General features: G+C 31.8%; 28 protein-coding genes, 2 tRNA genes and 1 pseudogene. 14 read left to right on the forward strand and 17 right to left on the reverse strand.

Going from position 1 to position 26,232, the window contains the following annotated elements; all coding sequences use genetic code 11:
- Positions 1–18 precede the first annotated feature (18 nt).
- Both AC0L5U_RS15165 and lysM read left to right on the forward strand, forming a co-directional pair.
- Entirely contained in the window at positions 19–963 is a 945-nt protein-coding gene (locus tag AC0L5U_RS15165) for a nicotinic acid mononucleotide adenyltransferase (protein ID WP_473417334.1), read from the forward strand.
- Between the two features lie 166 nt (positions 964–1,129).
- The gene (gene lysM, locus AC0L5U_RS15170; RefSeq protein ID WP_473417335.1) at positions 1,130–1,615 is read left to right on the forward strand and encodes a peptidoglycan-binding protein LysM; all 486 of its coding nucleotides are present in this window, start codon (positions 1,130–1,132) and stop codon (positions 1,613–1,615) included.
- An 88-nt stretch (positions 1,616–1,703) separates the two neighbouring features.
- Here the strand turns inward: lysM and AC0L5U_RS15175 are convergent, their stop codons facing one another.
- The 6 genes and pseudogenes from AC0L5U_RS15175 to AC0L5U_RS15200 all read right to left on the reverse strand — a co-directional run bounded on the left by AC0L5U_RS15175 (position 1,704) and on the right by AC0L5U_RS15200 (position 6,630).
- Positions 1,704–2,615 (reverse strand): sugar phosphate isomerase/epimerase family protein, encoded by a 912-nt coding sequence (locus AC0L5U_RS15175; RefSeq protein ID WP_473417336.1) that lies wholly within the window; start codon positions 2,613–2,615, stop codon positions 1,704–1,706.
- 33 nt (positions 2,616–2,648) lie between these two features.
- Positions 2,649–3,083 (reverse strand): 2-dehydro-3-deoxyphosphooctonate aldolase, encoded by a 435-nt coding sequence (locus tag AC0L5U_RS15180; protein WP_473417337.1) that lies wholly within the window; start codon positions 3,081–3,083, stop codon positions 2,649–2,651.
- 26 nt (positions 3,084–3,109) lie between these two features.
- Positions 3,110–4,522: a sulfatase gene (locus tag AC0L5U_RS15185; protein WP_473417338.1), complete on the reverse strand. Its 1,413-nt coding sequence runs from the start codon at positions 4,520–4,522 to the stop codon at positions 3,110–3,112.
- Between the two features lie 34 nt (positions 4,523–4,556).
- Positions 4,557–5,135, reverse strand: coding sequence for a nicotinate (nicotinamide) nucleotide adenylyltransferase (gene nadD / locus AC0L5U_RS15190; RefSeq protein ID WP_473417339.1), 579 nt, complete (start codon positions 5,133–5,135; stop codon positions 4,557–4,559).
- 11 nt (positions 5,136–5,146) lie between these two features.
- Positions 5,147–5,731 (reverse strand): guanylate kinase, encoded by a 585-nt coding sequence (gmk, locus tag AC0L5U_RS15195; protein WP_473417340.1) that lies wholly within the window; start codon positions 5,729–5,731, stop codon positions 5,147–5,149.
- 42 nt (positions 5,732–5,773) lie between these two features.
- Positions 5,774–6,630 (reverse strand): annotated as a pseudogene (locus AC0L5U_RS15200) (YicC/YloC family endoribonuclease).
- Positions 6,631–6,777: 147 nt separating this feature from the next.
- Between AC0L5U_RS15200 and AC0L5U_RS15205 the strand changes: the two are divergent.
- A complete protein-coding gene (locus AC0L5U_RS15205; protein WP_473417341.1) occupies positions 6,778–7,923 on the forward strand; it encodes a formylglycine-generating enzyme family protein in 1,146 nt (381 codons plus the stop codon).
- On the opposite strand, the gene AC0L5U_RS15210 is transcribed toward AC0L5U_RS15205, so the two are convergent.
- Positions 7,920–8,828, reverse strand: a complete 909-nt coding sequence (locus tag AC0L5U_RS15210) for a 3-keto-disaccharide hydrolase (protein ID WP_473417342.1) — start codon at positions 8,826–8,828, stop codon at positions 7,920–7,922. The two genes, AC0L5U_RS15205 and AC0L5U_RS15210, sit on opposite strands and share 4 nt — an antisense overlap.
- A 90-nt stretch (positions 8,829–8,918) precedes the next feature.
- Positions 8,919–9,000, reverse strand: a tRNA-Leu gene (locus AC0L5U_RS15215).
- A gap of 145 nt (positions 9,001–9,145) precedes the next feature.
- Here AC0L5U_RS15215 and AC0L5U_RS15220 point away from each other — a divergent pair.
- From AC0L5U_RS15220 to AC0L5U_RS15235, 4 genes are all read left to right on the forward strand, one after another.
- Positions 9,146–10,087: a ribose-phosphate pyrophosphokinase gene (locus tag AC0L5U_RS15220; RefSeq protein WP_473417343.1), complete on the forward strand. Its 942-nt coding sequence runs from the start codon at positions 9,146–9,148 to the stop codon at positions 10,085–10,087.
- 44 nt (positions 10,088–10,131) lie between these two features.
- Positions 10,132–10,791: a 50S ribosomal protein L25/general stress protein Ctc gene (locus AC0L5U_RS15225; protein WP_473417344.1), complete on the forward strand. Its 660-nt coding sequence runs from the start codon at positions 10,132–10,134 to the stop codon at positions 10,789–10,791.
- 165 nt (positions 10,792–10,956) lie between these two features.
- Positions 10,957–12,465: a F0F1 ATP synthase subunit beta gene (atpD, locus tag AC0L5U_RS15230; RefSeq protein WP_473417345.1), complete on the forward strand. Its 1,509-nt coding sequence runs from the start codon at positions 10,957–10,959 to the stop codon at positions 12,463–12,465.
- An 84-nt stretch (positions 12,466–12,549) separates the two neighbouring features.
- Positions 12,550–12,825 carry a F0F1 ATP synthase subunit delta/epsilon gene (locus AC0L5U_RS15235; RefSeq protein WP_473417346.1) on the forward strand — a complete coding sequence of 92 codons (276 nt, stop codon included), beginning with the start codon at positions 12,550–12,552 and terminating at the stop codon, positions 12,823–12,825.
- Between the two features lie 504 nt (positions 12,826–13,329).
- Here AC0L5U_RS15235 and AC0L5U_RS15240 read toward each other — a convergent pair.
- The 9 genes from AC0L5U_RS15240 to AC0L5U_RS15280 all read right to left on the reverse strand — a co-directional run bounded on the left by AC0L5U_RS15240 (position 13,330) and on the right by AC0L5U_RS15280 (position 21,889).
- On the reverse strand, positions 13,330–13,950 hold the full coding sequence (locus tag AC0L5U_RS15240; RefSeq protein WP_473417347.1) for a response regulator: 621 nt from the start codon (positions 13,948–13,950) through the stop codon (positions 13,330–13,332).
- A gap of 60 nt (positions 13,951–14,010) precedes the next feature.
- Positions 14,011–14,445: a retropepsin-like aspartic protease family protein gene (locus AC0L5U_RS15245; protein WP_473417348.1), complete on the reverse strand. Its 435-nt coding sequence runs from the start codon at positions 14,443–14,445 to the stop codon at positions 14,011–14,013.
- Positions 14,414–15,646, reverse strand: coding sequence for a CHAT domain-containing protein (locus AC0L5U_RS15250; protein WP_473417349.1), 1,233 nt, complete (start codon positions 15,644–15,646; stop codon positions 14,414–14,416). Before AC0L5U_RS15250 ends, AC0L5U_RS15245 begins: the two co-directional genes overlap by 32 nt.
- Positions 15,647–15,750: 104 nt before the next feature.
- On the reverse strand, positions 15,751–16,344 hold the full coding sequence (locus AC0L5U_RS15255; RefSeq protein ID WP_473417350.1) for a hypothetical protein: 594 nt from the start codon (positions 16,342–16,344) through the stop codon (positions 15,751–15,753).
- Between the two features lie 80 nt (positions 16,345–16,424).
- Positions 16,425–17,000: a tetratricopeptide repeat protein gene (locus tag AC0L5U_RS15260; RefSeq protein ID WP_473417351.1), complete on the reverse strand. Its 576-nt coding sequence runs from the start codon at positions 16,998–17,000 to the stop codon at positions 16,425–16,427.
- 29 nt (positions 17,001–17,029) lie between these two features.
- A complete protein-coding gene (locus AC0L5U_RS15265; RefSeq protein ID WP_473417352.1) occupies positions 17,030–18,979 on the reverse strand; it encodes a DUF7849 domain-containing protein in 1,950 nt (649 codons plus the stop codon).
- A 314-nt stretch (positions 18,980–19,293) separates the two neighbouring features.
- Entirely contained in the window at positions 19,294–20,265 is a 972-nt protein-coding gene (locus AC0L5U_RS15270; RefSeq protein WP_473417353.1) for a hypothetical protein, read from the reverse strand.
- A gap of 79 nt (positions 20,266–20,344) precedes the next feature.
- The gene (locus tag AC0L5U_RS15275; RefSeq protein WP_473417354.1) at positions 20,345–21,361 is read right to left on the reverse strand and encodes a hypothetical protein; all 1,017 of its coding nucleotides are present in this window, start codon (positions 21,359–21,361) and stop codon (positions 20,345–20,347) included.
- Between the two features lie 90 nt (positions 21,362–21,451).
- Positions 21,452–21,889: a hypothetical protein gene (locus AC0L5U_RS15280; protein ID WP_473417355.1), complete on the reverse strand. Its 438-nt coding sequence runs from the start codon at positions 21,887–21,889 to the stop codon at positions 21,452–21,454.
- Between the two features lie 181 nt (positions 21,890–22,070).
- On the opposite strand from AC0L5U_RS15280, the gene AC0L5U_RS15285 reads away from it, so the two are divergent.
- From AC0L5U_RS15285 to AC0L5U_RS15315, 7 genes are all read left to right on the forward strand, one after another.
- Positions 22,071–22,238 (forward strand): hypothetical protein, encoded by a 168-nt coding sequence (locus AC0L5U_RS15285; protein WP_473417356.1) that lies wholly within the window; start codon positions 22,071–22,073, stop codon positions 22,236–22,238.
- Positions 22,229–22,606: a sigma-70 RNA polymerase sigma factor region 4 domain-containing protein gene (locus AC0L5U_RS15290; RefSeq protein ID WP_473417357.1), complete on the forward strand. Its 378-nt coding sequence runs from the start codon at positions 22,229–22,231 to the stop codon at positions 22,604–22,606. The genes AC0L5U_RS15285 and AC0L5U_RS15290 overlap by 10 nt, the downstream gene beginning before the upstream one ends.
- Positions 22,607–22,611: 5 nt before the next feature.
- Positions 22,612–23,358: a tetratricopeptide repeat protein gene (locus tag AC0L5U_RS15295; protein ID WP_473417358.1), complete on the forward strand. Its 747-nt coding sequence runs from the start codon at positions 22,612–22,614 to the stop codon at positions 23,356–23,358.
- Positions 23,359–23,426: 68 nt separating this feature from the next.
- Positions 23,427–24,194, forward strand: coding sequence for a TatD family hydrolase (locus tag AC0L5U_RS15300; protein ID WP_473417359.1), 768 nt, complete (start codon positions 23,427–23,429; stop codon positions 24,192–24,194).
- Positions 24,191–25,222, forward strand: coding sequence for an asparaginase (locus AC0L5U_RS15305; RefSeq protein ID WP_473417360.1), 1,032 nt, complete (start codon positions 24,191–24,193; stop codon positions 25,220–25,222). The genes AC0L5U_RS15300 and AC0L5U_RS15305 overlap by 4 nt, the downstream gene beginning before the upstream one ends.
- Before the next feature lie 74 nt (positions 25,223–25,296).
- Positions 25,297–25,384: transfer RNA gene (locus AC0L5U_RS15310), tRNA-Ser, on the forward strand.
- Positions 25,385–25,458: 74 nt separating this feature from the next.
- Positions 25,459–26,232, forward strand: coding sequence for a MotA/TolQ/ExbB proton channel family protein (locus AC0L5U_RS15315; protein ID WP_473417361.1), 774 nt, complete (start codon positions 25,459–25,461; stop codon positions 26,230–26,232).

A 26,232-nucleotide genomic window follows, 5' to 3' on the forward strand; every position in this document is an offset into this window, starting at 1 on the left:
ACCCTAAAACATATAATTATGAAAACTATAAAAATACTTTTAAGCGTTGTGTTGGCATCAACACTTTTTACGTCTTGTTATACCGAGGTTATTGTGGATGATTTTAATGATGTGCCACCAATTACCGCAAATCAATTACTAAATTCATACGAATTGTGGTATGTAGATATTAACGCTACACAAGGTTTTGGCGAAACACCGTTTTTGCAAAAAGCTTTTACTATTTCGTTTAATAATGGCGTGTTATACGCAAATAATAATTTGGTAGGTATTGGTAATAGTGGGAATGGTTATGGGATTGATGTTGCAGAATACGATGCTTACAATATGATTTTAGATGTACAACATGATATTGATGGTTTTTCAACATTTGATGTATTTCAAGTAGATGGGAATACCATTGAATTATATAACCCAGATAACGATACGTCTTACTTTTTAGATGGATACCAACGTAATAATTTTGATTATGATTTTGTATTCTATGACAACATTCATTACTTCTTACAAGAATACGAGGCTTGGGAAAAGACTTATACAAGTGAGTTTGGAGTTTTAAACGAATTTGACAATGAAAATTATGTGCAGTTTTTAGCTGGTGGTAATGATTCAGAATTCAGAAGTTCTCAAGATAATAATGGATTGAATTATAACAACTTACAATGGGATTATACAGGTGTTTATGGTGTAGGTAACATTGCAGGTAATGACCTTTTAAAAACTTTAACATTAGATTATGATTCTTTAGACAATGAATATTTTGAATTGAGCGTTATAAATGACGGAAAGATAGAGTTGTTTCATCCAAATTCCGAAACGGTTTATGAATTCGAAGGAAGAGGATATATCCAGTACTTGAAATCCAGTAACGACAAAGGAAAGTCGAATACTAAAAAAGATAAAAAACGTAAGTTTAAAAAAGATAGAGTAGAGAACCCGAGAAAAAATACAAGGGTTAAATAAAAATTTTGGTTGGTTATTTAGTTTAGAAACCGTTTAAAGCTTTTGGCTTTAAGCGGTTTCTTTTTTACTTAAATTAAGTGACTATTTTTTAATAGATGTGTCTAAAAATTGTGTAGCTTTATAGTTGTACAATAAATAAATTATTAACCCTTAAAATAAATTAAACATGGGATTATTTTCGTTCATTAAAAACGCAGGAGCAAAAGTGTTTGGTATTGGAAAAACTGATGCTGAAGAAGCTGCTGAAGCTGCTGCAAAAGAGCTTAAACTAGAGCAATTAGCTGCTCAAAAATTAGAAGAAACAATTAACGATTTACAATTACAGGTTGAAGACCTAAACGTATTTATAGATGATGAAACTGCAACAATTAGTGGTGCTGCTTATGATCAAGCTACAAAAGAAAAAGTAGTTTTGGTAGTAGGAAACTCAAATGGTATTGCAATGGTTGATGACCAAATGACGGTTGAAAATGTAGAGCCAGAAGCACAATTTCATACTGTAGCAAGTGGAGACACTTTAGGTAAAATTGCTAAAACCTATTACGGAAATGCAATGAAATACCCTGTTATATTTGAAGCAAATAAACCAATGCTTACTGATCCTGATAAAATTTATCCAGGACAAGTGTTGCGTATTCCTGCCTTAGACTAAAAATGCCTACAATATTTATGTTAGTAAAAAACCCAACTTTTTAGAGTTGGGTTTTTTGTTTGTTGAATCTAAGATGATTTTTCTAATTTTAAATCGTTTTAAAAGCTTTGTCGAAAGTAGAAAACATATCATTAATAATTTCTTTTGGATCTCCATCAGAAAGACTTTCAAAAGATACGTAGCCTTTGTAGTTTTGGTTTTTAAGAATGGTTGCAATTTTCGCTAAATCAGCAGGTGTCTTTTCGCTGTCTTTTGTTTTAACATGTTCTTTAACAAAACAATAATTGGCATAAGGTACTAGCTTTTCAATTTCCTTATACGGGTTGTCAGAAGGTAAACTACCACAATCTAGAATAAGTCCAAACCAATCAGAATTTACGCGTTTAATTATATCGATGATTTCTTCACTAGTAAATAAAAACTCATCATGATTTTGTAATCCAACAATTACTCCGTTTTCTTCTCCTATTTTGGCACACTCTCTATATTCTTTAACAAGCCAGTTTTTTATGTCGTCTTTTGAAAGCTCTTCACTTTTATTTCTACCTGTAAATACTCTCATAATTGTAGCTCCTAGTTTGGATGAAACTTCTAACCAGTTTTTTATAAGTGCTTTATCAGAATTTCGGGTAGTAACATCTGGTGTAACAAAATTATTTCTTACACCAGTCCAAGGAATATCTAAACCTAACTCTAGTGCTTTTCTTTTTAGAGCGAAAAGTTCTTTATTACCAGGTACTTGTGGGTATGAGGAAAAATAGTATCCAGTTAAATCTACAGCATCTAAACCAATACCAGCAGCAAATTCCATCATATCAAAAAAAGTCATTTTACCACTTCGTAAAGCTGTATTAAATGAATAGGCATTAACGCTATATTGTAATCTGCTTTTTTCTCTTATGCTTTCTTCCTTGTTTGATAAAGCCATAAGATTACTTGCACCTAAAAACAAAGGTGTTAAAGCTAAGTTCTGTAGAAAAGTTCTTCGAGTTTTGTTCAAAATAATTAATTTAAGCAAAGCTTAAGGTAATAATTATTTCTTTAATCCAAAACCATAAGGTGCTTTCAATTTACCAGAATCATACATGTTAATGTAAATAGAAACTGTATCCTTGGAGTTTTCCCAAGTTACTCTATAGTTATCTAACATAGCAGTTCCCATAAATCCGTTTTCACTTTTTACAGGGCAGCAGCTGCCTGCTCGGTAATATGAAATGGCTTCTCCATTTGGGCCAGTTAAGGCGTTTAAATAGCGTCTTTCATTTCTTGGGCCTTCAGAAGTTTTAAATCCTCCAACTTCAATTGGGTTTTTTGACGATAGGCCATAAGTCTTATCAGTAGATATTTCAGTTATCACGAATGTATTTGCATTACGAAGTAATTGAGGGGTGTTTTTAGAAGCCTTTTTAGTGGATGAGCAAGATGCTAGTAAAAGTAAAATTACGGATACTGTTATTAGGTTTTTCATTTTCTTGTTAATATGTTTTTTAATGTTTATTTCTTCTTCAAATTCTCTAAAAGTAGTTTCTTTAAACTTTCAACTACTCTAGGAAATTTAGTAGCAACATTATTAGTTTCTTTTTCTAAAGAAGTATGGTCGTACAACTCCACAAACCCATTTTTATGTAATGTCATTCTATATTTTTTGGTTCGGATTGTTTTGTTACCACCACGATAAGCTACAGCAAAGTGGCCTTTGTTTTCAGGGTTTTCCAGTAAATACTTCAAGGAAAGACCTTGAGTGAATTTAGGAGTTTTAATATCGGTTAATTCACAAAGCGTTGGGAAAATATCTAAAGTAGAAATTACAGCATCTGTTTCTATGTTCTTTTTATTCATTTTGGGATGATATAATATTAATGGAGCATGTAAAGATTCTTCGAATAAACTGTGTTTGCCCCAAATAGCATGCTCTCCAAGGTGCCACCCGTGGTCTCCCCATAATATAACAATAGTGTTTTTATCGGCTCCTGAGCGCTTTAATTCGTTTAATATTTTACCTACATGCATATCGGCATAACTCACACATGCTGCATAATGCTTTCTTATATCATTAGCGAAATCTGAATCTTCTCTTGGGTCTTTTTTCCAGTTGTTATATTTCATAAATTCTCCAGATTTGTGCCATGTAGTTTGTCCTTCTGGTTTTTCAGGATGTTTTATTTCTGGAAATTCAACATCTTTATATAAATCCATGTATTTTTTTGGTGCACCGAAGGGTAGGTGGGGTTTTAATAAACCGATGGCTAAAAAGAATGGTTTTTCTTTATTGGAAGTTAGCTCCTGCAATTGCTTGATGCCTTCTTGAGCTATTAAACCATCAGGATATATCATATCATTGCCTTCTATACTCTGAAACAAATCCATGTTTTTAGCATTTTTACGAATTTCTCCATTAGCTAGACCATGCATTGCGCCTACAGGAGATCGCCATGCTCCTACTGGCATTAAATGTTTATCCCAAGCATTGGGTATTTCAATCTGTGTACTATCGTTCCATTCTTTACCTCCTCTCCCACCAGGATGATGCGATACTTTTCCAACAGAAACCGTTGTATAGCCATTAGTTTTAAACCATTCTGGTAGTGAAGGAGTTACAGAATTTGGATTTTTTTGAAACTGTTCAGCACGTTTAAAAAGAGCTTGATTATCTGCGGGTCCATAAACTCCAGTTAATAAAGTATATCTTGAAGGACCACAACTAGGAGCGTTTACGTAATGATTGTTAAACTGAACACCTTTTGCTGCTAATTGGTCTATGTTAGGAGAGTGTATGTAAGAAGCGCCATAGCTGTTTAATTCTGGCCTTAAATCGTCTATGCAAAGCAGTAATACATTGAGTTTTGTGTTTTCTTGTTTTTGCTTTTTATTACAGTTTTGTAATAAAATAATTAGCGCTATTAACATCAAAACCTGTTTTGTCATAGGTAATATATTTAAACTATTTATAAAAATTCATCTCATCTAAATACTCCCATACATTATATGGAAGCATGGGCTGAACGTTTTTATTGTTTTTAATAGATTTTCGAATAAAAGTTGAAGATAATTCCATAATAGGAGCATCTATAAAATGGATTTTTTCATGTCCGTCAAATTGTGTTGCAACCTTATTTTTCGAAATTCTAGGATATACATAAATATGATGATTTTCTAAAATAAGCTCATAGTTTTTCCACTTGTGGAAACTTTTAAGATTGTCTTCGCCCATAATTAAAGCAAAGTCATAATCTGGGTGTTTTTCTTGTAAATAAGTAAGTGTGTTTATTGTGTAATTAGGTTGTGGTAAGTTAAATTCTATATCACTAGGTTTTAATTTTGTATAGTCTTTTGTAGCGCGATATACCATTTCTAATCGCTGGTAGTTATCTAATAAACTACTTTTCTTTTTAAAAGGATTGTGTGGGGTCACAACAAACCAAACCTGGTCTAAATCGCTATATTCTGCTATATGGTTTGCAATTACCAAATGCCCAATATGTATAGGGTTGAAAGAACCAAAATATAAACCAACCTTCATTCTTTTTAAGCTTAAGAGTTTATAAAACCACGCACTTGTTTTTCTGCATCTTCTAATGCATGATTTAAAGTGTCATTAACTATTATGGTATCAAATAAAGGTGCAGTAGCTAATTCTGCAGAAGCTTTGGCAACACGCATATTTATTTTGTCTTCGCTTTCGGTTTTGCGTTTTTTTAGTCTGATTTTTAGTTCGTCTATACTTGGTGGTTTTACAAAAACGGCAAGTGTTTCATCTGGAAATTTTCGTTTAATACGTAACCCTCCTGAAACATCAATATCAAAAATTACGTTTTTGCCTTTTGCCCAAATTCGTTCTACTTCGGTTTTTAAAGTACCATAGAAATTATCACGATAAACTTCTTCCCATTCTAAAAATTCATCATTTTTAATTTTTGTTTTGAATTCTTTGGCAGATAAAAAATAATAATCTTTAGCATGTTCTTCTTCACCTCGTTTGGCTCTAGAAGTTGCTGATATAGAAAATTCTAAATTCAAATCTTCTAGACCTAGTAAATATCTAACTATAGTTGTTTTTCCAGAACCAGATGGTGCTGAGAATACTATTAATTTGCCTTGTGGTTTTTTATTATCCATACTCTATACTAATGAAAAATGATACTGTTACTGCCAAATTAATTATAGAACATTCAATAACTGTTCCTTAATTTTTTCAAGTTCATCTTTCATTTGTACCACTAGTTGTTGCATAGGGGCATAATTACTTTTAGAACCAATAGTGTTTATTTCACGTCCCATTTCCTGACTTATAAACCCTAGTTTTTTTCCATTAGAATCTTTAGAATTCATCGATTCAGTAAAATAATTTAAGTGATTTTTTAAACGCACTTTTTCTTCTGTGATATCAAACTTTTCAATGTAAAAAATGAGTTCTTGTTCAAATCTGTTTTCATCATATTTTTCACGTAATTCTTGAACTCCTTTTAATAAGCGTTCGCGAACACCATCAACACGTTCTGGGTCCATTGCAATTACTTTATCAAGAATTTCACTAATTGAAGTTACACGATTATTGAAATCCTGCTCTAGAACTTTACCTTCATTTAACCTATGACTAATTAAGTCTTTAACGGCTTTTTTTATTTCAGTTTCAATCGCTTGCCATTCATTTTCATCAATTTCTTCACGAACGGTATTTAATGCATCAGGAAAACGGACTGCCATTTTCAATAAATCTATCTCATTACCATCTACTACATTTTTTAATTGTGCTATATATTGTTTTACTACAGGCGTATTTATTTGAGTAGACGTGTCTTCGGCAGTAGCTTCAACATAAATAGAAAAATCAACTTTACCGCGAACTAATTTGTCTGCTAAAAGTTTTCTAATGGATAACTCTTTCTCTCGGTAAATAGATGGCATTCTCGCGTTTAAATCTAAATTTTTACTATTTAGAGATTTGAGTTCTATTGTAATTTTTTTGTTGGTAATTGCAAAACAGATTTTCCGTAACCTGTCATTGAATAAATCATAAATCCTGAATTAAGTTATGCAAAGGTAATTAAAACTAAAGAACAGAAAATGAATAAAAATGTGTTAAAAAAGCGTTTTCAAAGTCTGATTAGTGGTTTGTAAACTAATTAATAGATACTTTTGAAAAAAATTAGACTTAAATTATAATGAACAATTTACAACGTACAGCAATTATTTTATGTATTTCATTAGCTTTTTTGGCGTGTAAGGATAAAACTGTTGAGAAGGAAGGCATAAAATATGAAGTAGTCGAAAATAAAAAAACTGCTACTCCAAAAACAGTTGTAAAAACTATAGATAAAGAGGTTAGAGACAGTCTTATTTCTAATCCACCAAGTGGTATGCTTTGGATTCCAGCAGGTTCTTTCATGCAGGGAGCGGTTCCACAAGATAAAACTGCCATGGCGCACGAAAAACCTCAACATCCAGTAAGTCTAGATGGATTTTTTATGGATATTACCGAAGTTACAAACGCTCAATTCAAAAAATTTGTAAAAGAAACTGGCTATGTAACCATTGCTGAACGTGAAATAGATTGGGAAGAGATGAAAAAGCAATTGCCAGAAGGCACTCCAAAACCGCATGATACTATTTTACAACCAGGATCTTTGATGTTTAAGAAAACAAAATCGTCTGTGCCTAATTTATATGATTTTTCGCAATGGTGGAGATGGACAATTGGTGTGAATTGGAGGCACCCAAGCGGAAAAAATTCTGATATTAAAGGAAAGGATAATTATCCAGTTGTACATATAAGTTTTGAAGACGCCATAGCTTATTGTAAATGGGTAGGAAGACGTTTGCCAACTGAAGCAGAATGGGAGTATGCAGCCAGAGGAACGCAAAAAAATACTACATATTTATGGGGCGATGATAAATCTAAACTTTCTAAATATGTAAATAGTTGGGAAGGCGAATTTCCAGTAAATAATACTTTAAAAGATGGTTATGAAAGAACAGCACCTGTAAAAACATACCCAGCAAATACTTTTGGGCTTTACGAAATGGCAGGAAATGTTTGGGAAATAACGGGAGATTGGTACAATTTAGAATATTACAAAGAGTTAGCTGCATCAGGAAAGTCAGTAATTAACCCAAAAGGAGCTACTAAGGCTTACAACCCAAATAATCCATATTTACAAGAAGTTATTATAAAAGGTGGGTCTTTTTTATGTAGCGATTCTTATTGTGCGAGTTACAGAGTTTCATCTAGAATGGGAACTAGTAAAGATTCCTCTTCAGAACATGTTGGTTTTAGAACTGTGGCTACGCCAGAAATGTTGGTAAATTAATAAACACAAGATTTAGGCTTATCTTTAACATAATAAGATTTAAAGTTTTTTGCTTTTGGGTCTTTACATCCGCATAAATCTAATAATTCTAGGTTTTTAAAATCTACAGGGTGGCTTTCAGCTTGTAAAGAAATATAACCATCTGTTAATATTTCGCCTGCTTTATTTTCCCAATCCGCAGGATTCATACCCCAATTTGTCCAATTTTCGCCTTTGTAATGTTTATTGGGTTTGGTAGTGCCAATTTGAGGTAATTTAAAATTAAGAACGGTATCTTTTTCAACAACGAAAGTCATAGATTCCCCTCCCATTACTATAGCTTCGGCATGCACCCATTGGTCTCCAAAATACGTTTTAGAGTTTGAAGGAATGCAATGTTTATAATTAATGGTGTCGCCCATAACAACTGCCGTTCCTGGAGTACATACATTTGCTGTAGGTCGTTCTTTGTTATCGCTTAATCCACCAAGAAGCTGCAATTCGACCGATACGGGAAAGTTTTGATTGTATGCATTACTTTCAGCAGATTGCGAATGCAGCATAATACCACTATTTCTAACATTCCAATGCGAGCCTCCTTCTATTTGTTCTCCCGTAAATCGATAATCAAACTTCAATTTATAATATGAATATGGTGTATTGTAATAGATGTGCGCAAATTTATCATTGAAGTTTTCATAATTATCATATTTTATACGAATCATACTGTCTTCAACAACAAAGGTTTTTTTGTAATTGGCATTTAAATCCTCACCAGTAAACTTAATCGTCCAGTTTGATAAATCTTTGCCGTTAAAAAGTGAAATCCATTGTTCAAAATCAGTAGTTATTGATGGTTTGTTTTTTTCGGTTTTACAAGAGGTTGTTGATATAGAAATTAGAATGATTAAAAATTTGAGTTTCATTTTTAAGTAAAATTTAATGTTGTTGGATTTGAGAAAAGTACAAATAAAAAATCGTAAAACTTTACTAAAAAGTTTTACGATTTTAAAAAGTACTCAAGGTGGGAATCGAACCCACACTTCCGAAGAAACTGGATTTTGAATCCAGCGCGTCTACCAATTCCGCCACTTGAGCTTATTTTGGACGACAAAAATAATTTTTTTCTTGAAATACACTCAAAAATACTGTGCAATATACTTTTTAGGTTAAAATAAATGTCTAAATTTGCACCTCGTTTAAAAAAAGTAGTCTTTAAATACTATAAAACAACAAGTTAACTATGCCTGTAGTAAATACTGAAGCTAAAATTTTTGCATGTACACAGAGTAAAGTCTTAGGAGAGGAAATCGCTAAAGCTTATGGTACTGAATTAGGTAATGTTATTACGTCTACATATAGTGATGGTGAATTTCAGCCTTCATATGAAGAATCTATTCGAGGTACTAGAATTTTTATCATTGGCTCAACGCATCCAGAACCAAGAAATTTAATGGAAATGTTGTTGATGATTGATGCTGCAAAGCGTGCTTCAGCAAGACATATAACTGCTGTGATGCCATACTTTGGGTGGGCAAGACAGGATAGAAAAGACAAGCCTAGAGTGCCAATTGCTGCCAAATTAGTGGCTAAAATGCTAGAAGCTGCTGGAGCAACAAGAATAATTACTATGGACTTGCATGCTGATCAAATTCAAGGTTTTTTTGAAAAACCTGTTGATCATTTATACGGATCTATCATATTTTTACCATATTTAAGAAGTTTAAATTTACCAAATCTTACAATTGCTTCACCAGATATGGGAGGCTCTAAGAGGGCTTATGCATATTCAAAAGCTCTAGGGAGTGATGTTGTGATTTGTTACAAGCAACGTGCTAAAGCGAATGTAATATCTCATATGGAATTAATTGGTGATGTAACAGGTAAAAATGTAGTTTTGGTTGATGATATGGTGGATACAGCTGGCACATTAACAAAAGCAGCAGATTTAATGATGGAAAGAGGCGCATTAAGTGTTAGAGCTATTTGTACACACCCTATTTTATCTGGAAATGCATACGAAAAATTAGAGAAATCTAAACTTGAGGAGTTAATAATTACTGATTCTATACCACTAACTCAAAAAAGTGATAAAATTAGAGTTTTAGGATGTGCTAATTTATTTGCTGAGGTTATGGATAAAGTGCATAATAACAAATCAATAAGTTCAAAATTTGTAATGTAAGTTACTTTAAAAGAATAATATTAATTAAATTATATAAATAGAAAATGAAATCAATTACAATCAACGGATCTCAAAGAGAAAGCGTGGGCAAAAAAGCAACAAAAGCCTTACGTAATGCTGGTCAGGTTCCTTGCGTATTATACGGAGGAGACAAGCGAGTGCATTTCTCAGCACCAGAATTAGCTTTCTCTAAACTAGTATACACGCCAAATGCGCATACAGTTGTGATTGCTTTAGATAATGGAGGAACTTTAAATGCGGTACTTCAAGACATTCAATTTCACCCTGTAACAGATAGAATTTTACACATAGACTTTTATCAATTATTTGAGGATAAAGAAATTGCTTTAAATATCCCTGTGAACCTTTCTGGTAACTCTAAAGGTGTTAAAAATGGTGGTGTTTTAAGAAGAAATAACAGAAAGTTACGTATTAAAGCGCTTCCTGTAAATTTACCAGATTCTATAGAAATAGATATTACACCTCTTAAAATTGGAGATAAAGTATCAGTTGGAGATTTACTAAACGAAAAATATTCATTCTTACACACAGATAATACGGTTGTTTGTCAAATTAAAACGGCAAGAACTGCAATTGTTGATGACGAAGATGAAGAAGAAGTTGAAGGAGAAGAAGGAGCAGCAGCAGAAGGAGCAGCAGCAGAAGGAGCTGAAGCACCAGCAGCAGAAGCTTCTAAAGAATAAAACATTTTTAAATGATGTTATAAAGCACCTTCGTTTTGAAGGTGCTTTTTTATTGCAAAAAACCTTAAAAACGACTTTAATTTTAAATTAAAAAATATATCTTTGCACGCGAAAACTAAAAGAGGCTTTAACCAATTAAGTCGCATAATATTAAATACATAAGTAATGTCTAAAGTTACAGGTAAAGTTGCACAAATAGTAGGACCAGTTATCGATGTTGAGTTCGCAGCAGGTTCAGAACTTCCAAAAATTTATGATTCATTAGAAATAAATAGACCAGATGGTTCTATTTTAGTATTAGAAGTACAATCTCACATTGGTGAAGATACAGTACGTACTATAGCAATGGATTCTTCAGATGGTTTAAGTAGAGGAACTGAAGTTAATGCTACAGGTGCTCCTATTCAAATGCCAATTGGTGATGATGTTTACGGACGTTTATTTAATGTAATTGGAGATGCTATTGATGGGCTTGGAGATTTACCTAAAGCAGGTAAAGCAGGTTTACCAATTCACAGACAGGCTCCTAAATTTGAAGATTTATCAACGTCTACTGAAGTTTTATTTACTGGTATTAAAGTAATTGATCTTATTGAGCCTTATGCAAAAGGTGGTAAAATTGGTTTATTTGGTGGTGCTGGTGTAGGTAAAACAGTATTAATTCAAGAGTTGATTAATAATATAGCGAAAGGTCACGGTGGTTTATCTGTGTTTGCTGGTGTAGGAGAAAGAACTCGTGAAGGAAATGACCTTTTAAGAGAAATGTTGGAATCTGGAATTATCCGTTATGGTGATGATTTTATGCATTCTATGGAAGATGGTGGATGGGATTTATCTAAAGTTGATAAATCTAAAATGAAAGAATCAAAAGCAACGTTTGTATTCGGACAAATGAACGAGCCACCTGGAGCACGTGCGCGTGTTGCATTATCTGGTTTAACTATTGCTGAGTATTTCCGTGATGGTGCTGGAGAAGGACAAGGGAAAGATGTACTTTTCTTCGTAGATAATATTTTCCGTTTTACACAAGCTGGATCTGAGGTATCTGCATTACTTGGTCGTATGCCTTCTGCGGTAGGTTACCAACCAACACTAGCAACAGAGATGGGTGCAATGCAAGAGCGTATTACTTCAACTAAAAGAGGTTCTATTACATCTGTACAAGCGGTTTACGTACCTGCGGATGATTTAACGGATCCTGCTCCTGCTACTACTTTTGCTCACTTAGATGCAACAACAGTACTTTCAAGAAAGATTGCAGAGTTAGGTATTTATCCTGCGGTAGATCCATTAGATTCTACTTCAAGAATTTTAACTGCTGATATTTTAGGAAATGAGCATTATGATTGTGCTCAAAGGGTAAAAGAGTTATTACAACGTTATAAAGAATTACAAGATATTATTGCTATCCTTGGTATGGAAGAATTATCTGAAGAAGATAAATTAGCCGTAGGTAGAGCAAGACGTGTACAACGTTTCTTGTCTCAACCATTCCATGTAGCTGAACAATTTACAGGTATCCCAGGAGTATTGGTAGATATCAAAGAAACTATTAAAGGTTTTAACATGATTATGGATGGTGAATTAGATCGTTTACCAGAAGCAGCTTTTAACCTTAAAGGGACTATTGAAGAAGCTATTGAAGCTGGAGATAAAATGTTAGCTGAGGCTTAATTATGTTCAGAGTTAAGAAGTTTAGAGTTTAGAATTGTAACTCTTACTTATGACTCATAACTCATAACTCATAACTAAAAGAATATGTATTTAGAAATAGTATCACCTGAAGCAACATTATTTAGTGGAGAAGTAGATTCAGTTACTGTACCCGGAGTTAATGGGGAATTTGAAATGCTTAAAGATCACGCTGCTATTGTTTCTTTATTGAAAGATGGCCAAGTGAAAATAACTGGGAATATTACTTTAGAAGAAGAAGTCGCATCTAAATTCACTAAATCAAACAAAGGTTTTTGGTTAGCAATTAATTCAGGAACTATTGAGATGAAAGATAACAAAGTTATCGTTCTAGCTGATTAATATTAATTATTATACTATACAAAACCCCGAAACATTTGATATTTCGGGGTTTTTGCATTTTTCAACTAACTGAAATAAAGATAAAATTTAATAGACTATAACTAGTAGGTTAATAGCGATTACGGCAATAACTAAAACTGCAAGCCCAATTGCAAAGGATCGGTCTAGGATAGTTTCTGTAGTTTTCATAATGGATTAAGTTAGGGTTTTCTTATAAGTTAGAAATAGAAAACTCTGTGCTATTACTACACAGAGTTTTCAGTAATTCTCTCTCAAAAGAATCGATTAATAGCTGATGTAAATGTATAATAGATTGGGGTAAAAAAAATACGCACTTGTACGTATTTTTAATGCATTATTGAGGTTATATAAAATGCAAAGGCCCTAGATTATAACAACCTAGAGCCCTTAATAATTCTCCCTAAAGAACTAATTAATAGCAATGTAAATGTACTATGTGTTAATGAAAATAAAAATACGTACTTCTACGTATTTTTAAAGAAATTACTTATTTAAGTTCGCCCAAATAGATAGAGAAGTGGGTTTGTTATCTAAATTTAACTTAGCAACTATATTACTTCGATGTTTATCAACAGTTCTTGGTGAAATTGATAGTTCTATAGCAATTTCATGAGAGGTTTTATTTTCAGCAATAAGAGTAATAATTTTTAATTCAGATTTTGTAAGTAGCTCCAGTTCTTTGGGCTTTTTATTATTATCATGGTTTAAATATTCTGCGATTTCTTCACTAAAATAGGGTTTGTTATTTTCTACATTAGCAATACAGGTTTCAATTTCTTCTATCGCGAATTCCTTTAAAATATATCCATAAACGCCAACTTCTAAAGCTTTATCATAAAGTTCTTCTTCCTTGTCAAATGTAATTAGTATAACTTTTGTAGGTAAATTATTTTTTTGAACTTCCTCAGCAATTTCTAAACCTGTCTTATATGGCATTCTAATGTCTAGAATTGCTATTTTAGGCTTAAATTTTACTATTAGATTATAGGCTGCTTTGCCGTCTTGGGCACTACCTAAAATATTATATCCTTTTGAAGTTAAGAAGTCTGTTAAGCCTCTCAGCATTAGCGGATGGTCATCAGCTATCACTATAGATGTATGCATTAAACTTAGGGGTATTAGCTATTAATTGATTTGATTTTTCCTTTAGAAGGTCTTACAATTTTAAATATAGATATTTTTTTCGTAATCAATTACGGCTTTTCCTTTTTTTAATATATCTGCACCGATGATACCATCAACGGGTTTTGAGTTATGATTTATTAAAGCAGTATTTACATGAACCAAATTGAAAAGAACCAAAACAACTTTGTCATGTTCCCATTTGCCAATTTTAACGTTGTTTAGATTAGACATTTTGGTTTCCATATCTGTTGCACCAGCACCTGCTGCTAAAATAGTAGAATCTTTAACTTTTAGATTAAATGTGTCAATAGCTTCAAATCCAACACATGAACTTGAGGCGCCAGTATCTAAAATAAACTTACCTTTTACGTCATTAATTGTAGCTTTAATTTCAAAATGATTAGTTTTTGTTAGTTTCAATTTAATTTTGGTGTACCCTTTTTCAAGAAGGAATTCTTGTAGTGTCTTTTCCATGGGAGTGTTTAGATTTGAAAAGTAAAAATACTATAATCAAAACGAAAATAATTCCGATTAGTACATAATAAATAGAGTTTGTTGACTTTAGAGGTGTTAATTCTCCATAGTAAACAAAGGCACCCCAATAATAGGGAGATTTTTTAACGTTACTTATATCTTCGTTTAATAAATAGTCTAGTTTTGATTGTCTATTAGCATAACTAATAGATTGTCCGTTACTATAATTTTTATAAAACGATTGCATTATTTGAGAAGTAGACAAATCATTAATTTGCCATAAAGAAAATAACAGGTTTTTGGCTCCAGAATATTGAAAACCACGAGCTAAACTCATCGCGCCTTCGCCTTTATAAAGTTTCCCAATACCCGTTTCGCAAGCACTTAAAACTACAAGATTGGGATTTAAATCAAGGCTGTACAATTCATTTAGAAATAAAGTGTTATCATAAAAATCAATATTAGCTGGTTTTATAAAACTACCGCTACTAGCATGAGTTGATAGATGAAGAATACTATAATTTGACGCGTTTTTAACAAACTCTGTTTTTGTAGCCTTACTATTAAACAATAGTTCAGAATTTATTTCAGCTTTGATAGCTTCCGCTTCATTGATTGAATAGGTTAGTGTCTTCTTTGAGTTATTAAATACAGGAAAAAAACCTAGAAGAGTGTTTTCTTTAGATTGCTTTTGTTTCGTAGAATAAAAAAATAAGCTTGTGCTGTATGCTATATTGTGCGTATTAATGACAAAAGGCATTTTGGAATAGGATGTGGTATTAGATTTTGAACTTAATAACGTTTCAAAAGGCATGAAATTTAGTAAGCCGTCAGGAATAACAATTGCGTTTTTATAGTTTGAAATAACATCGAATTTTAATATTTTGTATAGATTGAATGCTTTTGAAGTGAACTTATTGATATCATTATTTATAATAGAGTGTTTGTCAAAAAAACTGATAAAATCAGTAATATCCTTTTCTACAGTTTCAGTTAAATCAATCTTATTGATATTGATATTTCTGGCAGAAATCACAAATTGGTAAATATTATTTTTTCCGTAGAAATAGTGTATTAAAACAGCATCATCTTCTAATAATTTATTTTGAATAGTTTTTAAAGAAAAAAAGGCTTTGAGATCAGGATGTTTTTTTGAAAGCTCAGTTTTTAAAGATTTTAGTTGAAGACTAACATTACTCAATTGCTTACTTAAGCTATCAATTTTTGAAGCTTTATTTGTGGCTAATTCTTCTTTTATCAGTTCGTTAGTAATACGTTCTTGTTGTTTTAAAAGGTTAAGTTCCCTTATAAGTAAACTGTCATTTGGGAATTTTTGTAACCTATTTTTTTCTGATTGATTTCTTTTAAGGTTGAAACTCTGTTGTTTTCAGAATAATGTAGTGCCTTAATTAAGAAAGATTCATCTATAGTATCATTGTATAAACTATATAGGATATCAATACATTTTTCACTTCTTATATGGTTGTTGGTTTCGTTTAAAATTTTGGTTTCTTGAGATGTCCAACTATCTTTTAATAATACTGACACATAATAACTAAGATCAAAACTTTTTAGCATTATTTCAGGATCAGTTTCTATTTCAGCATATAAATCGAAAATATCTATAAACGTATTTTCGGCATATAAATCACTTGGTTGAGGTAATGTTTGAGAATTAAAATCAGGAAGTAAAATTGTAATAGCTTGGTGTAGACTTTTTAGTGCTTGTTTTGGCTTATTTAAAATAAAGTGCATTTGTGCTTCTTCTAAATAAAATCTAGCTAAATATCTAATGGGTAAATTAGCTTCATTTATATATTTCTTTGCTTTTTCTAATGCATTATAAGCTTCATTATAACTTCCTTTTTCTAAATGAATTAAATATGTATTTTTATACATATCGAATTTTGATGACACGCTAGATTCATTTAAAAAAGAAACCGCTTCATCTTTACGTAAAGCAATTAAACTATTAGTTTTTATTTTTGAAGTCTTTGTTTTTGAGTATTTGAAAGCTTATGATTTTTTATGACATCTTCAATGGTTTTTAGAGTCTTTTCATGATTCCCTAGAGTATAATGCAAAATTGCAAGATTAATTGCACCACTAATTTGGTGCTTAGTATTTTTACTTTTTTCTGCTAAAAAGATATATTGATTTATTGTGTTGAGCGCATTGGTGAAATCGCCAGTTTTGGTGTATAAATTCCCAAGAGGTTTTAACAAGTTCTCAATAACATCAAAGTTTGATAGCTTTGAAAGTTCGTTGTCATTAAAGCGTTTTAAAACATCTTCGTAGGTTTCTATAGCTTGTTTTAGTTGAGAGTTTTGGTCTAAATAATAGCCTTTATGAGATTGTAGAAAAACCAACGCCAATTGTTCATCTTTGGTTTTTACCTGATTTTTAAATTTTGATTCTTGTTGAGTGAGTATTTTAAAAGACTTTTGGCTTGGGTTAGCCAGAAAAGTTTCGGCAGCTACATAAATGCTTTCTTCTAGATTTTGAGAAAAGATTGATGAAGAGAAAAATACTAATAAAATGAATAATTTATTCATAAGAGTTAGTTGCCAAATGAAGTTTAGCTTCAAAATTTCCAGATGGCGTAGAATTGCCAATAATTAAAGTTATCTTCAAAATTCATGATATATCTTGCACCAACACTAGGGCCTATTCTTGCAAAACCAACAGTTGCATCAAACAATAAACCAGTTCTTAAATTGGTAAACGAATCTGTTTGATTATTAGTTTCTTGAATTGTGTTAAAAACGGGAGCACCAGGTTGTATACCTTCAAATTGTTCAATTATCACAGCATTATTACTTTTTTGGCTAACTGAAATAGTATTTTGTAAACCAGCACCAAGCCCAATATAATTATTGACATTGTAACGAAGCAATATTGGAATATCTAAATCTACATTTTCATAGGAAGTATTTGTCGTGGTGCGTTGCCTAAATCTATTTCCAGCAGGAAAATCTACAATTTCCTCAATAACCTGCGTGTCAGAATCATAATTATGAAAATTATTCATCAGTTCTACTTGCCAATACCAGCGATAAGATTTATAAGGCGATAAAGTTACACCAATGAAATAACTCTCTGAATTTTTTAAATCTGAAAACGAATTATAGCCCACTTTTGCACCAATTGAAATTCCAGGTAAAAATCGAGTGGTAGAGTAATTGGTAATAATAGGTTCGTTCTTGTCAAAAATAATAGCGGTTCTACTTTTAGTTTTTTTCTTATGAAAATCTTTAGCAAATTTGATGTTATATTTTACAAAGCCCTTTGTAGAATCGTATTCTTTTACGTTTTTTTGTTCGCTTCCAGGGAGATAAATATTTTTAAATGTGAAAATGGCTTGAGTTTCTGTAAACGTGGTGTCCAAGCAGCTATATTGCACATCGTATTTTGGACAGATTTTACATTTTGGATACATATCGGTAACTTTTAAGGTAGATTTGTCCAACATTTCTGGAATATCAGTTTCCAACCGAATTGTGCGTGCTGGCCCTTCTCCATTATTTTGAAATTTAATCTTGTATTTTAAGGTTTTAAAACGAACGAATCTATAATTCATGAATGTCCCGTTTGAGGACATTTTATTAGGATCATGTGAGGTTACAATTTCCATTTCCATGTCTTTTACTTTATGATTGTCGTAATTAGCATCTGGCACATAAATGCCACGAACTGAAATTATGGCGCTAGTGTCTTTTACCATTTCAGGCGTGGTTTCTAAACTAAAAAACACATTTCGCTCTTCGTTAGGTTTCATGTCATCAAATTCCAAAACGCTCCAATTTTTATAGTATGCTTTAGATTCTGCAATGGTTAATGGTAAGTTGGTTTTGTCGGTGGAATCTTGCGCAATTTGTTTCAGATCTATAATTGATGCATCAGATGATGCTATAAGTGTATTATCAATATGAGTTTTATCTGTATACGCAAAGGTAGATGATGGAATTACTTTTTCGTTGTAATATGTTCTTGTATCTGTTAAAATAAAGTTATCAGCATTGTATTTCTGTTCGTTATAAAACAAATACAATTTACCATTTGTAGTGTAGTCTTTTGGGTTTTTATAACGCATAACGGCTACAATGTCTTGTGCTGGAACAGGTTCTCGATTTCTAATTATATCAAAATCAGTATTCATAGATGCTTCATCATTATATTCTGATGAAATAGAATTTACAGTTATTTTTTTAGGTCTTGTAATGGGTGGTTTACCTGTATCATAATTGTTTGTTGCCCATAGTTTAACTTCATAGTCGCCTTCTTTTTTATAGGTGTGCTTTGGAGTTTTCTCTTTACTATAGTTGCCATCTCCCAATTCCCAAAAAAAGGTGTAAAATGCTTTTGGCGCGCCAGCTATTTGATTTAATGTAGGGGTTTCTGGAGTAAAAATCACTTCACTTCCACTAATCGATTCTTTAATATTAGCAGAGCGTGTAATAGTATCATTTGCAACTTGGGCGTGACTCAAACTACAAATACCAACCAAAAAAATATAAATAAAGTATTTATTCATGACGATTAGGGTTTTTTGATAGCTCTAATATATGTAAAAGTGACAACTTGGGCGTTTAAGATAATTACACTTAAAACACTTAATAGTTGAAACTAGATAGAATAATCATAAGGTTAGCGCTTAAAACAATTAGCACTAACACAACAAGACAGATGATATAAAATCTTTTTTTCATAATTAGACATTCTATCTTTATATCAAAAACTATTTAATTTTGTTACCCTTTTTTATTAAAAAAAACCAGAAACTTGGGGAGTTTCTGGCTTAAATAAGTAGGTTAAAAATTTGGGTTAACCATAACCAAGTAGTGCTTTTTATGGTAAAGCGTTAATAATTGTAGTTAACTCTGCCTCAGTTGCAATAGAAGTTTCTCCATCTGTAAATGTAACCACACCATCTTCTACAATAGTTACCGATTTTATAGCATATTTCCAGTTATCTCCTTCTTCAGTTGCAAAAATGATATGACATTCTAAACCAATTGGAATTTGTCCATAATGTTCACTAAATAATCCAGTACCAGCATCATAAGTGTCAAGATTAGCTAAACCAGTTTCTTCGCCATCATATGATATGAATACTGAGCTATTCGTATTGTCATAACCATCTGGTACAGCAACAAGAATTGTTGTTTTTGGCCTTGGGTCGTTATAAAAGCGATCTACGTTAGACCATCCAAAAGATTGAAAAAACCCATAATATTGGTTGCCTTCAGCAAAAACACCACCTTGCCCAGGATTATTATCTTCTTCCTCGTCCCAAGCTAAATTTCCATTGGCATCTATTCTACCTTCCCAAAGTGTCATTAGGTTATCAGGTCCTCCAGTTAAATCAGTTGGAATTGACATTTGAAATCCACAGGTTGTTCCTAAAACTTCTCCGTTTTGTGTAGCTTCAACAAAAAACTCTCCACCAGAAATTAATAAGGCTTTATCCCCATTAGGTAAAGTTCCCATAGTCGGTTTGTTTGTGGTAAGCATATTACCTTTTTCAAATAACTCTACAAATTCTAAGTTTACTTGTCCGCTTACAGAGCTTCCGTTTAAGGTTAAACATCCAGTATTCATATAAATTTGTACACCTTTATCTGATGTTAAATTGATGTTTCCATCGTCTGCATTAAACGTAAAGTTTTGTGTTAAGTTTTCTAAGGCAGCATCTTTAAGGTCGTTAAAGTCTTCAGCAGTTGCACGAACTATAATATCGTTATCGTCTGAAGTTTCACAACTTGTAAAAAATAGAGTTGCCAAAAGTAAAGTTCCAAAAATGTGTTTTAAATTTTTCATGATTATTGAGTTTTAAATTGTTAATCAAGTTTATATAAACAGGGTAACTTTTTTGTTACCCTGTTTTAAAAATTATTTTTTAATTATTTGCATTAGATTCCATTCCGAAGTAATAATCGCCTTCTATATAAGTGGTTAAAATTTCTCCAGTAGCCATATCTATATCCTGTATAAAGGTGCTATTATTTCCATCTAAATATGAAATTTTATAGTGATTTTCGTCACAACTTAAAGTGGTGCTGTAAAATTGTTGTAAAATGGGGTTGTTTGGAATATCTGTTGCTAAATCGTAGGACAGGGTGTAAGTTCCAGAAATCGCTATATCAACTAAATTAATTTCATCAAAATTATTGGTGCGAACGGCATTTACATTGTCATCTATACTGTTATATTCTAAACCGTGAAACAAATAATTTGTTGAGCCTGCTTCTAACGCAATTACAGCTATAGAGGTTGGCGTAGGTGTAGAAACATCCATTTTAATAAACGTTTTATTGATACCTATATAAACTTCATCAGTATTATTTGTTGTGATAGAGATAGATTTGATTTCTCCACCAGCTGGAATAATATATCCGGTTTCTCCAGATGGTGCTGTTAATGCACCAGACATTGGGTTTACTTCGGCTAGTTTTATTACACCTGAAGCGTTTTCAATCATATAGTACTTTTCAGTACCTTTTACATAAACAATATGACTGTAAGTTGAACCTATAACTGCACCTACTAAAGGAGACATGGTTGCTGGTGATGTATCTATTACATTCACAAACATGTTATTTGATGAATTAAAGAAATGGTAGGTTTCTAATGCAAAGTTGTAAGTTGAAGCATTTGAGTAAGTTATTCCTCCACCAATTGCTGCTGCGGTTTCTACGTCTGGTCCAAAATTGGCATTTGTAAAAAGAGGAGAGCTACCAGACCAAGGATCATAAGTATTTAGTCCAAAAGTTATTGCGCTTTCACAAGGGTCAAAAATGGTGTCCATATTTACATCTTCCTCAGAATCACAGCTTACAAATAAAGCTGAAACGAGTATGATTAGCGTTAATTTTCTAAAAATTAAAATTGCTGTTTTTAAGGTAATTGTATTCATGATATTTGGGTTTTAAATTGTTATTCAAGTTTATATCAACAGGGCAACTTTTTTGTTCCCCTGTTTTTAGTAATTATTTTTAAAATCTTTTTATTGTTGAGGTTGACTGATGATTATTTTTGATACAATAGCATCTCCAGACGCTACCAGTTTTATCATTTTGTGCGCATAAGCTTCAGTAGAAGAATATCCTTTAGCTTTACCTGTAGCAGTTTCAACTTCCCAGAAATAATTTCTTTTAGCGTTTACTTCAGATTTTAGTATAAAGAAACTTTTAATTTCTATTCCTGTTACAATTTCCTTAGAACTTGATAGAGCAATCATTTTTTTAGCTTGTTCTAGAGATAATGATGTTCCTGCATAAGCTCCTTTAGTAGTTTCTACTTTCCACTCAAAAACTTGAGCAATGTTGTTCTTTGTAATTTCTACAACTTCAATAGAAGTGTTAAGTGACATGTTTGTAGATGTAGCATTCATATTTAAAATTGATAATACTACTGTTCCGATAATTAAAATTAATTTTTTCATAATTTCTAAATTTTATAGATTAATTAAATTTGTTTAGCCTTTAATTTTTGACTGTTACACCCTTATATCAAAACCATTTAAAAATTGTTACCCATTTATTTCAAAGTTTTTTTACTTTAGTAGCAAATACAAGGGTTAATGAGCGAAAAAAATTCACGAAGACCAAAAATATATCGAAGGATTGCTTAAAAACAATTCGTTTGTAATACAATCTATATATGATAAGTTTGTACCTAAAGTTGTAAATTATATCAAGCAGAATAGTGGAAGTGCAGATGAGGCTCAAGATGTAATTCAAGACACTTTAATAACTATATATAATCAAGCTAGTGAAAAAAATTGCAGTTAACATGTCCATTTGATGCCTATTTCTTTTTGCTCTGTAAGCGTAAATGGTTAAATGTTTTAAAAAAATCTTCTCATAAGGAGGTAACAATTAATGAAGAAGTGTTATCTAAAGGTGACGAGGCTCAAGAACTGGCTTTTGAAACCTCAGTATTTGGAGTGAAACAAGCTTTATTTACTGAGATGTTCAATAAACTAGGCAACGCGTGTAAAGATTTATTGACCGCTACTTTCAAAATAAAATCTATGGAAGAAGTAGCAAAAAGCTTAGGTGTTACTTACGCCTATGCAAGAAAAAAGAAATCGTTATGCATCGGTAAATTAACAGAACTGGTTCAAGGGTCGCCTAAATTTAACCACCTTAATTCGTAATCGTTATGGAAGACCAAAATTACATACTGTTTGAACAATATTTGTCAGAGGAATTATCCAAAGATGAGGTCGCTGCTTTTGAAACTAGATTAGAAAACGAAACAGAGTTTAATCAAGCATTCAATACCTATAAAGAACTCTCTTCTTTTTTAGAACATAAATTTGAAAATGAAACAGAAAAAAATAATTTTCAAAATAATTTAAAGAAAATATCTGAAGCTCATTTCAATAAAGATGAAGAAACTCTTGATTATGGTGGTACAACTAAAACATATACTTTAATGAAGTATTTAGTTGCAGCCTGTATAGTTGTATTGTTTGGAATTTTTACTTTGAATCAATTTTCAATTCCAACATATGGAGATTATGCCAATTACGACACCATTAGTTTAACTGTTAGAGGAACTAATGATAACTTATTACAAACTGCAGAACATGCTTTTAATACAAGAGATTTTGCTAAAGCAGAAGCCGCTTTTAGTAAGTTGATAGCTCAAGATGAAACCAATTCAGAATTGAAGTTGTACAGCTCAATTTCTAATATTGAATTAAATAACTTTAAAAAAGCAGATGGAGTGTTAGAGGATTTACGCAACGGAAACTCAGCCTTTAAAAATAAAGCAACTTGGTATTTGGCGTTAAGTAAATTGAAACAGGAAAATAAAACCGAATGTTTAGAAATTTTAAAAACTATTCCTGAAGATGCTGATGATTATGAACAAGCGCAAAAACTGATGGACAAACTAGATTGATATAATAAAGATTGAAACAAATACTCAAAAGTCATCATTTAAAGTGATGACTTTTTTATTTTTACTAAATGATAATTACCGATACCCATACCCATTTATACAGCGAAGCTTTTGATGAGGATAGAAACGAGATGATAAACCGTGCCATAGAAAAAGGTGTTTCCCGTTTTTTTATCCCAGCTATAGATTCAACCTACACAGCATCTATGTTACAATTAGAAAAAGATTTTCCTGAAAATATTTTTTTAATGATGGGATTGCATCCAACACATGTAAAAGATAATTATAAAGAAGAATTGAATCATGTGGAAGAAATGTTTGAGAAACGACAATTTTACGCTGTTGGCGAAATTGGAATTGATTTGTATTGGGATAAAACTACATTAGATATTCAGAAAAAAGCATTTAAACATCAAATTCAACTTGCAAAAAAGTATAAACTGCCTATTGTAATACATTGCAGAGAAGCTTTTGATGAAATTTTTGAAGTTTTAGAAAGTGAAAAGAGTGATGATTTATTCGGGATTTTTCATTGTTTTACTGGAACTCTAGAGCAAGCGCATCAAGCAATTTTGTATAACATGAAATTAGGGATTGGAGGTGTAGCTACTTTCAAAAACGGAAAAATAGATCAGTTTTTAAATGAGATTGATTTAAAACATATCGTTTTAGAGACCGATGCACCTTATTTATCGCCAGTACCTTATAGAGGCAAACGAAATGAAAGTGCTTATATCATTCATGTATTGGAAAAATTATCTGATATTTATGAGCGTTCTATCGAAGACATTGCAGCCATTACAACTCAAAATTCAAAAGAGATCTTCAAAATATGAGTAAAACCAAAGCAAACATATTATTAATTTATACGGGTGGCACAATCGGTATGGTCAAAGATGTAAAAACAGGAGCTTTACATGCTTTCAATTTCAAAAACCTTTTAAAACAAATTCCAGAATTAAAGTTATTAGATTGTAATATTGAAGCTTTTTCATTTGAAAAACCTATAGATTCTAGTAATATGAATCCAGGGTATTGGGTGCAAATCGCTGAAAGTATTGAGGATAATTATGATAAGTTTGATGGTTTTGTAGTGCTTCATGGAAGTGATACTATGAGTTACACCGCTTCTGCCTTAAGTTTTATGTTAGAAAATTTAGCAAAACCAGTTGTGTTTACTGGTTCTCAATTACCAATAGGAGATTTAAGAACTGATGCCAAAGAAAATTTGATTACCTCAATTCAAATAGCATCATTACATGAAAAAAATACATCTGTAGTAAAAGAAGTGTGTTTGTATTTTGAATATAAATTATATCGAGGTAATAGAACAACTAAAATTAATGCAGAGCATTTTCAGGCTTTTAATTCTTTAAACTACCCATGTTTGGTGGAATCTGGAGTGTATTTAAAAGTGAATCATCAATATTTACTAAAACCGAATGGAAAAGATGTTTTAAAAGTCCATAAAACCCTAGATAATAATATTGCTTTAATTAAACTGTTTCCTGGAATTACCAAATCTTTTATAAAGAGTATTTTAAATACTGAAAATTTAAAAGCAATAATTTTAGAAACTTACGGTGCAGGGAATTGTACCACAGAACAATGGTTTATTGATGTATTAGAAAAAACTATTGTAAAGGGAATAGACATCATAAACGTTACGCAATGTGTAGGTGGAGGTGTAAATATGGGACAGTATGAAACTAGTAGTCACTTAGGAAAAATTGGAGTAATATCAGGAAAAGATATAACTACGGAATCTGCAATAACAAAATTAATGTACTTATTAGGGAAATCTTATTCTGGTAAACTACTTAAAATGAAGTTTGAAGCCCCTTTAAGAGGGGAAATGTCGTAAAAAATCCTATTAAAGTTTTAGCATTTCATATTTTTTTTGTTATTTGGACATCCTTAAAAATGCAATTGAAATTAAGAGAGGTGGCCGAGTGGTCGAAGGCGCACGCCTGGAAAGTGTGTATACCTCAAAAGGGTATCGAGGGTTCGAATCCCTTCCTCTCTGCAGAATTAATTATTTTTTAATTGTATTTTTTTATATCTTTAACACTTTAACTAATTAAAATTAAGATTTAGAACATGAAAAGATTATTTTCTATCCTAGCCATAACAGGAATGATGGTATTTGGAACAGCAAATGCAACTACTAATGCAACGGTCTCGACTGCTGCAACAACTGTTGTAAGTACACAAGGAACTGAAGAAGCAGCACAAACTGAAGAACTTGGGTTTCATCAAGGATTAAAAAAGCGTTTTATTGAAGGAGGTCCTGGATTTATGGGGATAGTACTTTTGTGTTTAATTCTTGGGTTAGCAATTGCTATCGAGAGAATTATCTTTTTAAACCTTTCTACAACAAATACCAAAAAATTAACTCAAAGCGTTGAAGATGCACTAGCATCTGGAGGTGTAGAAGCTGCAAAAGAGGTTTGTAGAAATACAAAAGGGCCTATTGCATCTATATATTATCAAGGTTTAGATAGAACCGATGAAGGTATCGAAGCAGCAGAAAAAGCTGTTGTAGCTTACGGTGGTGTTCAAATGGGACAATTAGAAAAGAATGTATCTTGGATATCATTATTTATCGCTTTAGCGCCAATGCTTGGTTTCATGGGTACGGTAATTGGTATGATTCAAGCATTTGATAAAATTGAAGCTGCAGGTGATATGAATCCATCATTAGTAGCAGGTGGTATTAAAGTAGCACTTTTAACAACTGTATTTGGATTAATTGTTGCGATTATACTTCAAATTTTTTACAATTATATTATTGCTAAAATTGATAGCATCGTTAATGATATGGAAGATTCTTCTATTGTCTTAATGGATATGCTAATCAAACACAAAAAGTAA

The sequence above is a fragment of the Jejuia sp. G7-7 genome (assembly GCF_055808955.1).